The organism is Globicatella sulfidifaciens DSM 15739 (assembly GCF_900167405.1).
GTDB classification, from domain to species: Bacteria; Bacillota; Bacilli; order Lactobacillales; family Aerococcaceae; genus Globicatella; species Globicatella sulfidifaciens.
Window position 1 is genome coordinate 183,312 of record NZ_FUWO01000001.1, and the last position, 12,902, is coordinate 196,213.

General features: G+C 36.3%; 11 protein-coding genes. 1 reads left to right on the top strand and 10 read right to left on the bottom strand.

Annotated features, from left to right (window positions below):
• Positions 1–278: 278 nt before the first annotated feature.
• From B5D12_RS00850 to B5D12_RS00880, 8 genes are all read right to left on the bottom strand, one after another.
• Positions 279–1,499, bottom strand: a complete 1,221-nt coding sequence (locus B5D12_RS00850; RefSeq protein WP_078755047.1) for an ATP-binding protein — start codon at positions 1,497–1,499, stop codon at positions 279–281.
• A gap of 153 nt (positions 1,500–1,652) precedes the next feature.
• Positions 1,653–2,507, bottom strand: a complete 855-nt coding sequence (locus tag B5D12_RS00855; protein ID WP_200802973.1) for an alpha/beta hydrolase family protein — start codon at positions 2,505–2,507, stop codon at positions 1,653–1,655.
• On the bottom strand, positions 2,507–2,743 hold the full coding sequence (locus B5D12_RS10225; protein ID WP_200802974.1) for a hypothetical protein: 237 nt from the start codon (positions 2,741–2,743) through the stop codon (positions 2,507–2,509). Before B5D12_RS10225 ends, B5D12_RS00855 begins: the two co-directional genes overlap by 1 nt.
• A gap of 250 nt (positions 2,744–2,993) precedes the next feature.
• Positions 2,994–3,224 carry a type II toxin-antitoxin system PemI/MazE family antitoxin gene (gene mazE / locus B5D12_RS00860; protein WP_078755048.1) on the bottom strand — a complete coding sequence of 77 codons (231 nt, stop codon included), beginning with the start codon at positions 3,222–3,224 and terminating at the stop codon, positions 2,994–2,996.
• A gap of 268 nt (positions 3,225–3,492) precedes the next feature.
• Positions 3,493–4,362: a carbohydrate ABC transporter permease gene (locus tag B5D12_RS00865; RefSeq protein ID WP_078755049.1), complete on the bottom strand. Its 870-nt coding sequence runs from the start codon at positions 4,360–4,362 to the stop codon at positions 3,493–3,495.
• On the bottom strand, positions 4,362–5,288 hold the full coding sequence (locus tag B5D12_RS00870) for a carbohydrate ABC transporter permease (RefSeq protein ID WP_078755050.1): 927 nt from the start codon (positions 5,286–5,288) through the stop codon (positions 4,362–4,364). Before B5D12_RS00870 ends, B5D12_RS00865 begins: the two co-directional genes overlap by 1 nt.
• A 215-nt stretch (positions 5,289–5,503) precedes the next feature.
• Positions 5,504–6,787, bottom strand: coding sequence for an ABC transporter substrate-binding protein (locus tag B5D12_RS00875; protein WP_078755051.1), 1,284 nt, complete (start codon positions 6,785–6,787; stop codon positions 5,504–5,506).
• A gap of 828 nt (positions 6,788–7,615) precedes the next feature.
• Positions 7,616–8,143: a GNAT family N-acetyltransferase gene (locus tag B5D12_RS00880; RefSeq protein ID WP_078755052.1), complete on the bottom strand. Its 528-nt coding sequence runs from the start codon at positions 8,141–8,143 to the stop codon at positions 7,616–7,618.
• Between the two features lie 244 nt (positions 8,144–8,387).
• On the opposite strand from B5D12_RS00880, the gene B5D12_RS00885 reads away from it, so the two are divergent.
• On the top strand, positions 8,388–9,674 hold the full coding sequence (locus B5D12_RS00885) for a DUF4026 domain-containing protein (RefSeq protein WP_078755053.1): 1,287 nt from the start codon (positions 8,388–8,390) through the stop codon (positions 9,672–9,674).
• 430 nt (positions 9,675–10,104) lie between these two features.
• On the opposite strand, the gene B5D12_RS00890 is transcribed toward B5D12_RS00885, so the two are convergent.
• Together B5D12_RS00890 and B5D12_RS00895 are read right to left on the bottom strand one after the other, a co-directional pair.
• On the bottom strand, positions 10,105–11,748 hold the full coding sequence (locus B5D12_RS00890) for a phosphoenolpyruvate carboxykinase (ATP) (protein ID WP_078755054.1): 1,644 nt from the start codon (positions 11,746–11,748) through the stop codon (positions 10,105–10,107).
• A gap of 353 nt (positions 11,749–12,101) precedes the next feature.
• Positions 12,102–12,896 (bottom strand): nitrilase-related carbon-nitrogen hydrolase, encoded by a 795-nt coding sequence (locus B5D12_RS00895; protein WP_078755055.1) that lies wholly within the window; start codon positions 12,894–12,896, stop codon positions 12,102–12,104.
• Between the last annotated feature and the right edge of the window lie 6 nt (positions 12,897–12,902).

The following is a 12,902-nucleotide window of genomic DNA, read 5'->3' on the forward strand; positions in this document are numbered from 1 at the left end:
GAATCCTTAGCTTATAATGATTGAAATGTAGCTGCTTGTTACGATTGGGTGAGAGAACAATTTTATCGTTTAGATACATTACTTAATACAAATATCCGGTAAGCTAAATTGATTGACCAAAAATTAATCGCACTGCAATAAAGTCTAGGATTTCCCCCACACCTAATTCGTTAATTCCGTCAAGTGCTATGATATAGTCAAAGCATTACAAAAACATCTCAAGACGTTATTATTGTGGTGACTCAACCATAATAAAAGACATTTAAGATGTATCATCATTATAATTCTTTTATAGAATATACGAGTGTATCTTCTGCTAACAAATAATTTCGCTCCACTTGTGCCAAAATTGTTTTTAGTCCTACTTCGTAACCTTCTGCTTTGTCTAAAATCGACATATGCTTGGTCATTTTTATATTTGGACTTGCTGTATGTTTGATTTCAATAGGATATAGTACTCCAGAATCTTCAATAATTAAGTCAATTTCCTTTTTATCTTTATCGCGATAAAAATAAATTGGATAATGACTACTCCCTTGATTGCTATAAGACTTAATAATTTCGGATACACAATAGTTTTCTAATATTGCTCCTGCAAAAGCGCCATTTTGTAGCGTCTTGGCTGTGGTCCATCTTCCTAAATATGCGACTAAACCAGTATCAAAAAAATACAAAACAGGTGCTTTTGTAACACGCTTTAATTGATTGTTGGAAAAGGTTGGAATAATATATATCATTCCACTTGCTTCCAAGATACCAATCCATGCTTTTACTGTCTTTTGATCCACTCCTACTTCTTGTGCTATATTGGCATAATTCACTTCTTGACTGGTTCTTGCAGCTAAAATTGAAATAAATCGGTTAAAAAGATTTAAATCTTGAATGGCTGTCAATTGTCTAACGTCTCTTTGAATGAAGGTCGTCAAGTAACTCGAGTAATACATTTCCCAATCCATCTCTGGTCTGCGATAAAGTTCTGGTAAAGAACCACGATGAATAATTTCCCATAGTTGTGAGTAATTTAACTCAGAATGCGAATCGTGTATTAACGTCGTAGAGGGAACGAATGCATTGTTTTGACTATGTCCTATAATTTCCTGGGTCGATAGTGGCTTTAATTCCATTATTCCGACCCTACCAGCTAGACTTTCACTGACGTTTTGCATTAATGCAAATGTCTGTGACCCTGTTAAGATAAATTGTCCGACCTCATCCGTTGAATCGACAATCCGCTTTAATTCGGAAAAAATTTCAGGACATAACTGTACTTCGTCAATAATCAATTTACCTGGATGGTTGATGAAAAACAATTTGGGATCACTTGTAGCTAATTGTAACTCATTGATATCGTCGAAGGTTATATATTCATATTCTGCTCCATACAACTCTTTTAATAATGTTGACTTCCCTACTTGACGCGGACCTGTCACTAATGCAATTTTGAATGTTGACACGATTTTTTCTATTACTTTTTCGGCTGTTCGTTTAATATATACCATATTCTCACCTCATGTTAAAAATTACGACCAATCTGGAATTCAATTCCATTTTAGTCGAAAAAACAATTTTTTTCAAGCAAAAACCCGGCCGATCTGGAATCCAATTCCATTTTGGTCGGGTTTTTATCTTTTTTAGCATTTTACACTTTCTAACTACAGAGCCGAATCATAGAACTCTACAAACTTACTCACGACAGACTCATCCAGTGAATAACTCCACTTTTCGCGGTCAAGGTGTGTTAGAACATAGCTTGTTTTCGCTTCATCACGTAAGGCTTCACTTACTACATCAGAATTAAACGAGAATGAGTTGACGTAGGTGTTCATGCCGTCTACAAACTCATTGATATAAGTCTCATCTCTAAATAAGTGATTATGACCTCGGTCTTCATAAAGCACAAATTCAAAACGATTATCTTCACCATATTGTTCGTAAAACGAATCATATCCATAGGCCACCGGTACCAGTTCATCATCTTGGCTTTGCACGATCATAATCTTAGCATCTGTATTTTCAAAACCTTCTAAAGCCGTCTTAGTGGCATAATCTCCAAATTTAATGCGTTCATATAAATTAACAAATGGCATCATCACTTCAATACCATTGCCAGCTTCTTGGCGGCCTACCACTTCAAAAATATCCGAAGATTGATTAAAAGCTGCTACTGTAATGACCGCTTGAACATCAGGTTGAAAATTTAATACATTGCCCACACTATAACCGCCCCAACTGTGGCCAAATAGCATGAGTGGCAAGTCCTTCAACTGGTCTTTAGTTTTACAAAAACGAATCGCATAATCCAAGTCAATGGCTCCTTGTGGGAAACCACCTACACCTTCCCCTTCACTTTCATCAGTTCCGGTCGCATCATAGGTAAATACATAATAACCATTCGACGCAAAATAATCGGCTAAATCCATGTAAGAATTATGTCCACCGTCACCATAGCCATGGGCTAAGACAATGACCCCTTTTTGGTTCGTACCTTTTTGATATAAATACCCCATTAGCTTTTGTTCTTCATTAGAATCAAAGGGCATTTCCGTTCGTTGTAAGCCACCAAATCTTTTACTTCTAACATTAAGGGTGCAAAACTTTCTTGTCGTCCTGAAATATTTTCCTGGTAAATAAAAATGGAAAATGCTGCTAATGCCACCACTAATACCATCATCACTATAGCTAGTCCAATAAGTAACTTTTTCCAGATTGAGCCTTTTTTCGGTGTTTTCGTTTTATTATGCATGTTCATGACCTCTTCTCTTTTGACAAGCAACATCTTTCACTAAACAAACAACATATCAAGCGTCAAACATTTTTTATCTTTAGTTTAAATGGATTTGGCTCTTTTGGCTTCATTATTTTCTCTTTTTATAAAACTTTTTACGGCATGATTGATAAAATCTTGGTATCCTCTGTCAAGCTCAACTTGTTGAAACTTCTTTCGCCACATATTCTATATCCTTTTGATGGAACATAGCTATTTACTTCTAACATTACCATACCTCATTTCCTGAAGTTGGTATACCTGCTAACACTTCCGCTTCATAATAGGCACCATCTTCAGCTACAAAAAATGGATCTTCAACTTTAGGCGTCAAAATAATACTCCCATCTTCCAAATAGGTAACAAAATACTCTTTTTGACTTTGTAAATCTATATTTTCAGCTACAGGTAAAGTTACTACAATTGAATTGCCTTGTATTCTGGTTTTGGCTGTTAACATGTTATCACCTCGCATCTATTATACCAGCACCATCTAGTATAATCGATAAATATAAATGCTATGCAGCAGCTTAAATAACATTATAATAACAAAGTAATTTTCCCTCATACAATTTTCTCTCATCTCCTAAACAGCAGTCGTTCAACTTTTCTTTGGGCCACAAAAACGACCACCCACAGGTAGTCGTTTCAACATTCTATTTTAATGCTTATACTGTTTAATGAAATCCATAACTAATCAGTCTTAGTTGGTTTATAAACGTCACCAGTTACTTAATAGCGCCGTCAACCATTCCTTTAAGGATTTGTTTTTGTGCTAATAAGAAGACAATAATTATCGGAATCATAATCATTAAACTGGAAGATAAAATCATATCCCATTGCTTAGTATAAGATCCCGCAAAGTTGGATAACGCAATCGGTAATGTTTGAATATCGTTTCCTACTCCTAATAATTGAATAGGCAGTAAGTAGTCGTTCCAAATCCAAATACCATTTAAAATGATAATCGTCATGTAGATTGGTTTCATAATCGGCATGACCACATAGAAGAAGGTTTGAAATTTATTTGCACCGTCAATTTCGGCAGCTTCTTCAATTTCCAATGGCACCCCTTTTAAGAATCCATGGAACATAAAGACCGATAATCCCATACCAAAGCCGATATAAGCTAAGATTAATCCTGGGTAGGAACGTAACAATGACACACTAAATAACGGTTGTGTAATATTGACTGAAAGTGTTCTAAACCAAGAAATCAATGGGTACATCACAACTTGGAACGGAATAACCATCGAAGCTACAAATAGATAAAAGATAACATTGGAAGTTTTAGATTTATAACGTACCAAGCCCCATGCAGCTAGTGAACTAAATAATGAAATTAATGTCAAAGACAATACCGTGATAATGACTGAGGATAAAAATGAGCCACGGTAATCAATGGAAGGATTGTTCCAAATTGAAATAAAGTTTTCCCAGATTTTCCCCCAATTTTCTGGTAATGATAAAGGATTAAGTAATATTTCACGTGAGGACTTAGCTGAGTTAATGGTAATAAGCAAAATCGGTGAAATAAATAATACGAACACGAGTAAAGAAAAAACTTCTAATAAGATTTTAGGCCATTTTGCTTTCATTACATTTCAACCTCCTGACGTTTGGTAATAGTCGTTTGCGTTAAACTAATAACTACCAAAATAACGAATAAAATAACGGCTCGTGCTTGTCCTAATGCTAGTTTATTTTCAACCGATGCCGTGTTATAAATATTCATCGTCATAAATTCAGTTGACTTAATGGCTGCTCCATTCCACATCATTGAAGGGCCACCACCTGTTAAGGACACGTTCACATCGAACATTTTGAATGAGTTATTAATGGTTAAGAATAGTGAAACTGTAAAGGCCGGCATAATCATCGGGAATGTAATATGACGTAATTTTTCCCACCAATTAGCCCCATCCAATGATGCTGACTCGTATAATGATTGCGGTACATTTTGTAAACCAGCATAATAAATCATCATGATATAACCGGCATATTGCCAAGTTGACGTCATTACCAATGCCATGACCGCTAATTTAGGATTACCCAAGAATAAATTATTCGCTAACCAGTCAATGCCAATCGTTTTTCCAATATTCGGAAAGACATTATTGTAAATAAATTGCCAAATATACCCTAATACCAGTCCACCAATTAAGTTCGGAATAAAGAAACCAGCACGGTAAACATCACGCGCTTTAACCTTACTGGATACGATCATCGCTAAGGTGAACCCAACAATATTAATGGTAATAATATTAAAAAATGCGAAAATAAAGGTCACCATTACGGAATAACGATAACGAGAATCCGCAAAACTATCAAAGTAGTTTTGTAGTCCTTTTAAATTAGCTTCCGGTTTAATAATACCGCCCCAATCCGTAAATGAATAATAAATCCCCATGAAAAATGGAATAAAAATTACTAAAATTAATGAGATAAAAGCCGGAGCGACTAATAACCAGAAATTCCGTCGTTGACGTTTACTTCTCTTTGCGATATATCCTTTTTCTGCCATAAAATTCCCCTCCTTAAAGAATCAGAGTGGGCTAGAAGTAGAAAATCACATGATTTTCGCTTCACATGCCCACTCCTTCACAGTTGAGTTTGTATAACTAGGTCGTTAAAACCCCTTATTTGACACTACCAAACCACTGTGCTTTGATATCTCGTTGCGAGATTTTGCTAGAAATGTATACTTTCTAACCTGGTAAAAATTTGACTAAATTACAATTATTCACCTAATAAGCTTGGAATTTTAGCAATTTCTTCCGTCATCAATTTAATGAATTCAGCTTTGTCAATATTTCCTTGAGCAAATTGTCCATAGATTGGTCCTAAGTTGTTCATACCAAATCCATCTGGTGTGAAGTAAATTGAGTCAAATGAATAAACTGGTTTTTCATCCGCAACCCATTGTGCTAAGAAAGCAGACATTGGTGCTTCTGGTGATTCGGTTGTTGTTGAGAATGCTGAAATCATATTTGCTTGGTTGACGATATAATCTTGACCTTCAGGTGTTGAAACCATATCATTGAAGAATTTAGTAATAGATTCCATCGCTGCTGATTCTTTATTTACAACATAGTATGAAGGAGCCCCGATAAATAATCCGTCTGCATTGGTATCAGTACCTAAAGTTTGATAAGGGATGAATCCCATCGCAAAGTCAGCTTCTAATTCTTTTAAGTTAGGATCTTTCCAGTTACCTTGGTGTAAGAATGCTGCTTGACCAGATGCAAAAGCAATATCCATGTCTTCTTGAGTACCAACTGTTAACATTTGTTTTTCAGTATGATTAAATAATAATTCAACCCAATCAGCATAGTCTGCCATACGTTGTTCATCGACTTCACCTTTCAAGGTTTGTTCTACAACAGAACGGTCACCATTTTCTAAACCTCCGCCTAAGAATGCGTTAAAGTCGTGGTTACCCATAATCCATGTTTCGCCTTCTTTAGTAGCATTCGCGACAACTGTTGTTAAGCCCAATTCTTCTTTACGGTTTTCTAAGTCTTCCATCGCTGCTTTTAATGATTCAAATGAATCTAAAGTCGCTGGATCAATTCCTGCTTCTTCTAATAAGTCAGCATTGTAAGCTAAACCATACCCTTCAACAGATACTGGGAAGCCATAAACATCATCACCTTGTTTAAACTCAAATTCAGTTTGATCTACCCAATCACCTTCTAGCGGTGTTAAGAAATCAGCCCACATATCATATCCAGCTTGACCTTCAATAACAAACACGTCAGGACCATCTCCAGCAGTGAAGTCTGCTTTTAATTGGTCACCTAATGTACAAGAACCAGAACAAACTTTAATCGTCACATCGACTCCATTTGCTTCTCCCCATGTCTTAGCATAATTCGTTAAGGCTTCTTGTGTTTCACTTTTATTTGAATATAAAGTGAACGCATCGGCACTTGTCGAAGCCGCTGAAACTGATGGGACCGAAAGCATCGTTGCCGCTGCTAAAACTAACCCTGCACGTTTGAAAAATGGAATTTTTACCATATTATTTCCTCCTAGATAAGTAATATTTATCCTCATTATATCATTACAAACGCTTTCGTACAACCGTTTGCAAAGTTAACTACTCATGTGAAAGATTAGTAGGTTGTTTTCAAAAAAACATTGAAATAATAACTTTTATTTGAAAACAACATTTTTTCCACTGATAGAGAGTTTCTAATCTATTTTGTTCTAATAAAGGATGTAGAAAATCAACAACACGTTAATAAGATGCTGGAAAACCTTGATATATCAAGCTTTTTGAAGTGTCTAAGCTTTTTTACCGATTTATTTTTAGAACAGTATGATGATAGTTTGCTTCATATTGAGTAACTATTTTTCGAAAAACGGAACTGGTTCAAAAAAAGATCCTGTTACCGTTAACAGTTTTTTACTTCTTTCAAAAATGAAAAACCAAACTGAATTTTTGTATTTTTTGCCTAGCCTTGACCTAAAGCGTTTGGAGTATTATACAATAGTAAAAAATTAAGATATGTCCCTTTTATCAAAATGGTTCCCTATTTGCGAACATGTATTTTTAATATGACGATATTTTGCAAGCACGTAATAAGATGACAGTCCCTCATTCACAAAGCGAACGTCAGCTTTGAGTCTGGGCAATGATTAAGGAACATTATTCGAATAGATATTACAACATCTTTTGTTATTCGCTGTTCCTTTACAATCTATTTCCAATTAAAACCACCACTCATCTTGTTGAAGGGCAGCAATTTCGCTCTGTCTCCTTCTTGTGAGTGGTGGTGTTTGTTTTTGGCATTAAATCAATGATTAACTTCGTTGGACGTATGCTATCACAACCTTAACTACTTGCTAGCAAACTGGATTTGACTTTTGATAAATATTAATCTTTACTACTCGCGCTTCCGTTTCCGATTGTGGTCGTTCTTCTTGTCTAATGAATTTAAAACCATTTTTCTTAATCACGGAGTTGCTACCAATATTAATGTCTTCAGCTTCAATAAATATTTGCGGATATCCTAATTCAAATAAATAAGCGACGACTGCACCAAAGGCTTCTGTCATGTAACCTTGATTCCAGTATTGCTTTCCCAGTACATAACCCACTACCGGCGAGCCATCCCAAAACTTGACAACATCAATCATGCCCAATAGCTCGTCGGTCGCTTTCGATTCGATACCATAGCGAACGGTCTGTTCATCTTGATAAGCAACTAACCAACTGGTTAAGATTGCTTGAGTGGTCGCAACCGTTTCATGTGGTTCCCACGTTAAAAACTTCGTTACTTCTGGGTCATTTGCCCAGCCATTAAAGATACTTAGCGCATCATCCTCAGTAAGTTTTCGTAAACGTAATCGCTTAGTCTCAAGTTCTTTCATTCGCATCCCCTCCCCTTGTGCCATATTTTTTCTATTATATCATAGCATTGCATTATTTTTATAATGGATTAACTGCCAAATTCCAATTTAAAACCTGATTCTTTCAGTTATGGTATCCTATCTGATTCTCAAATTATACTCCTAAGGCATCCAATCATTCACAACATCACTAAAAGCACTTCTTTCTGTCACAATGATTTAATTTCGGTATAATAAAGATAACACACTACTGGGAGGTTGTACGATGAGCGCACAAAACAAAGCTAAAAATATTGAAATGAAAGAACCACTCTTTCGAGAAAAAAACTCGACAATGACTCTCATTTTAAATCCACATGAGGATATTCAGCTTTCCCACGAGTCATTTGACATTCTCAATCAACTGGAAAATTTTGCGGTCGCTTCCGTTAAAATGCCTGCTGAAACCAACACTCCTTTTGGGACCGTGACTTATCAATATGGTGATGCTTATCGCTTTTTTCTATTTCAATTACATCAAGCAAGCAATCTTTTAGAAGACGTACAGCTCGACGATTTGGATGCACAATATGTACAACAATTACATTCAGCAAAGCAAGCATTAACTATCATTTTGCCCTTCACCCATGAGTTACAGCAGTGTTATCAATTACAACTCAGTATCGCCAATCTGTTAGTTCCGAAGATGATGGGGCTTATTGATGAAAATGCCCAACGATTCTTGTATCGCCAACAGGTCAAAATGATTGCCCAATCTCATTATCTCCCTAATCCGGCGATGCTGTTTTCGATCCAAGCGGTTCAACGATCAGGTAAAATTTGGCTTCATACGCATGGGCTCATTCGCTGTCAGTTAACAGAACTTGAAATCTTGAATGTAACAAAAGACACTTACAATGATTTTTATTATTTAATCAAACATTTAGCGATTCAATTGGTTTACTTACGCTTAGAAAAACCCAATGACCCTGTGGAACAAACACAAATCCTAGGGGCATTCAATCAGCAACACCCGATTGTATCCCATACGATTCCTTGGAATCAAGCCTTAAAATATTATCCTAACCATGCACTCGGTGGTACTGATGACCGACAAATAGACCATCATTCTTTATCTAATTTAATCTTTATTTTACTCATTGATGAGCATGATGAACAACAATTGGTGACGGCGGATAAAGCGAGTCATTTATTCAAACAAGACCCACTTTATACTGTCCCACCATTAGAAATTAAACGCGAAAAGTTGGTGGCTCATGAACAATTTCCACTGTTACTAAAAGCTTTCAATCAGCATAAAGATGAACCTACTTGGGTGCCTTTAGTAAAAATTAGCATTCCATATGGTGAACATAATCTAGAAAATGTTTGGTTTCAGTTAGATGAATTAACCAATGAGATGATTATCGGTAAAGCAACGCACGATGCTCAATATTTACCGGATATCAAAACCGATACCGTCGCAACATTTCCATTAGACCAAATGATTGATTGGATTATTTACACACCAGAAGGTACTATCACTCCAAACGAGGCTTATCGTTTAATATAAATTAAATCGATAATCGTTGGCGAATCCTAAGTTCTTCTTAGCACAAAATAAGAAGAGACGACTCAGGACTCGCCAGCTTTTTCGCTTTCACAAACTTCTATGTTGCAATTTCACAAACGAGTCCGTTTTTCAATGCACTTAGTCTCCACTGATGATGATTCTTTTAAATTGCCAACTTATCATTATGTTTTTTGCGAGTAGGCTGAGCATTTCCCCAACATAATGGGAGTACTAAAAATAAGTGGACACAGGAAGCGAAAAACCTATAATTTTCAACTGATCGCCCGCTCGCCAGATAATTTTTAGTATTGCTCACTCATATTTCTCCATCATTCTAATAACTTCTAAAAAATAAACAAACAGGCAGGACATCGAAAATCATTTGATTTTCAATGCGCCTACCCGCTTTCTATCTAGGTATATAACCACTTTATTTTGCTAATTTTTCCACTAATGCATTTAACGTTTCATAATAGCTTGCTTTTAATGGTTCTTTTTCTACGGTAATTTCTTTAATCCATTGTGCACGGTCATTTAAGCGCTCATGCAATAATTTGCGATAAGCTTCATTATCAAAATCGGGTTCATATCCTTCTATTGGCATATAACTTAACTCTTCTAATGGTCCAAATGGCACAAACTCTGCTCGCTCTTCGACTAAACTTTCAACAATACCCAAGGTAACCGCTGGTGTAATTTTCTTATCCATAAAGAAGCCGGTATTCAAGATATAGCCATGAACTTCTCCTGAATTGAATAATTGTTCAAATGAATCACAGTCCTCTTGTAATGAATAAACTCTAAATGGATTCGCAAACGGCTCAATAACTAGTTTTTCCATATTGGTTCCTGGGACTAAGTTTTCAGCTGTTGAACGTTTGGTAGTTAAAGTTAAGCCAAAGATCATCGCTAATTCAGGACCTTCAATCTTCACTACCGGTGGTAAGGTCTCATCTTTCATTAACCAGAACACACTATTAATCGGCACATCAAATTTATCCACCCGATTCGGTGTTGAGTAACGTGATTTGACAGTACGACCATTATTATTACGAATATCTTCGGTCACTAACACCTTTTCTCCTGCTTCATTCAAGCTAACGCCAACGTTTTGAGCAGTGACAAAATATTTTTGTTCAGGATGTCCATAAGGATAGTCTTGCGTCTTGTCAAAATAAGATGGCTCTAAAGCAATAGAAGAGAAATCATCTAACGAAATAACAAAAGCATCATCATGAAGCACCTTAATCTCATATTTATCTTCGTGTTTTGCATGGGTTAAAGTTGATTTTCCGGTACCAGATAGCCCAAAGAAAGCTGCTACATAGGGTTTATCGCCGGTAATTATTTCTTTCATACCACCATGGCAAGAAACATAACCATGACGACGTGCAATCGCCCAAGCTAAGGTTAAAGTTCCTTTTTTCAACTCTCCAAAATATGGTAACCCTAAAACAATCGCTACATTACATTTTGGATCGAAGTAAACAAAACCATTTGGATGATCAGGATGTGTCCATTTTGGATCGCTATAAATTAAGATATCCGATTCATCTTCATAAACTTTACTGCGTTCATACATTGCGGTCATTTGGTCAGATGCCCAGTGGAAATTTAATAGCCAAGAATATAAGTTGTTAATCTCTTCAGACGGCACCATCAAACGCGCTCTTACCATAAAATCTTCATCTAGTCCGACATAAGCTGTCGTGGTTAAATATTCGCGCTCACGATTGGCATACAACGCATCGCGGACAATCCCTAATAGCTTCTTATCATCCTCACCGGTTCCAGAAAGATGTCTGGCTGCGGCTGTACGTCCCGTTACACGCCCACCATTATCAACCAATACTTTAGCGCCCTTTGGTAAGCCTAAATCTTCGGCATGAGCTACCTCTTGATCTAAAACAATCGTTCCCTTATAAGCAGCCGCTCTTTCATAGGCCTCACTGATTGTTTTTACTTCTTCTACATTATTCCCATAAAAGGCGGTCTCGATGGTTGATCTTAAAGCTGAAAATTGAGGATTATCTTTACCAAGTCTACTAGTTTCATACCGTGAAATTGTTGCCATATCACATTCTCCTTTTCATCTCTATTTATTTTCCTTAGTTACAATGTCACTCATCAACATCAAGAATCGCTTCTATTTAATCAATAATGCTCACTACATTCCTTTCTATATTATTTTCGCTAAAACGTAAAGCGCTTTCTTATGTATAATTATACCAAAGCAACGCAATTTATCAATATTTTTTATGTAAATATTTGATACTTAACAGTTTTTCAAAGTACTTATTACCTTAATTTTAATAGAGCTATCATTCAAGTAGCAATACAGCATAATAACCTACTACGCATCATGAAGGACCCATTTTGAAAGTATGGGTACTTAAAATAAGTAATAGGCTATGACTGTTTTTGTATTTAATATAATTCCGGACGACGGTCACGATAAAAATCAAAACTTGCTTTTACTTCTTCAATCATTTGCGGTCGGATTTCAAAGGTACCAAAAGACTCCTCATCTTTTAACATAAATTGAACATTAGTTAACGGGTCAACAATTTGACTATGACCACCGGTCACACCCGGGGCATCTGATAACTCAGGGGTGAATTGATTCGCACAAATCGTGAAAATTTGGTTTTCTAGTGCGCGGGCTTTTAATAACACTTCTAGATGATGGATAAACGCTTTGGGCCAAGCTGCTGGAATAAATAATAATTGAATCCCATCAAGGGCCAATTTGCGGACCCATTCACCAAAATCCAAATCATAACAGATAATTAAGCCACATTTGATGCCCTCTAATTCAAAGACACACAACTTATCACCCGCGGTCATTGCTTCCGACTCGTCTTGCGGATGATAAAGATGTACCTTATCATAGCTAGTGATGAGATTTCCTTCACGATTGTAGACATGGGCGGTGTTATAGTAACGATTCCCTCTTTGTTCAATAATGGAGCCACCCACAATATTAACTTGGTATTTTATAGCTAATTGTGATAATAGAGCTTTCGTTTTTTCACCATTTAAATCGGCATAATTTTCCGGTTGACAAGTTGCTAGAGGCATATTCCACAATTCTGGTAATAACACCACATCACCGATACCCTGTTTAGAGTGTGCCAATTGCTCGAAAAGTGCTTCAACTGCTTGATAGGGATTCGTGGCAGGCGTTGGATATGCTTGTAGCTGAATTAAACTTATTTTCATTAAATA

Excerpts from the sequence above, each read along its gene's own strand:
- B5D12_RS10225 (WP_200802974.1), bottom strand. The coding sequence starts at position 2,743 with ATGCATAATAAAACGAAAACACCGAAAAAAGGCTCAATCTGGAAAAAG.
- B5D12_RS00875 (WP_078755051.1), bottom strand. The coding sequence starts at position 6,787 with ATGGTAAAAATTCCATTTTTCAAACGTGCAGGGTTAGTTTTAGCAGCG.
- B5D12_RS00865 (WP_078755049.1), bottom strand. The coding sequence starts at position 4,362 with ATGAAAGCAAAATGGCCTAAAATCTTATTAGAAGTTTTTTCTTTACTC.
- mazE (WP_078755048.1), bottom strand. The coding sequence starts at position 3,224 with ATGTTAACAGCCAAAACCAGAATACAAGGCAATTCAATTGTAGTAACT.
- B5D12_RS00895 (WP_078755055.1), bottom strand. The coding sequence starts at position 12,896 with ATGAAAATAAGTTTAATTCAGCTACAAGCATATCCAACGCCTGCCACG.
- B5D12_RS00885 (WP_078755053.1), top strand. The coding sequence starts at position 8,388 with ATGAGCGCACAAAACAAAGCTAAAAATATTGAAATGAAAGAACCACTC.
- B5D12_RS00890 (WP_078755054.1), bottom strand. The coding sequence starts at position 11,748 with ATGGCAACAATTTCACGGTATGAAACTAGTAGACTTGGTAAAGATAAT.
- B5D12_RS00850 (WP_078755047.1), bottom strand. The coding sequence starts at position 1,499 with ATGGTATATATTAAACGAACAGCCGAAAAAGTAATAGAAAAAATCGTG.
- B5D12_RS00870 (WP_078755050.1), bottom strand. The coding sequence starts at position 5,288 with ATGGCAGAAAAAGGATATATCGCAAAGAGAAGTAAACGTCAACGACGG.
- B5D12_RS00855 (WP_200802973.1), bottom strand. The coding sequence starts at position 2,507 with ATGGGGTATTTATATCAAAAAGGTACGAACCAAAAAGGGGTCATTGTC.
- B5D12_RS00880 (WP_078755052.1), bottom strand. The coding sequence starts at position 8,143 with ATGAAAGAACTTGAGACTAAGCGATTACGTTTACGAAAACTTACTGAG.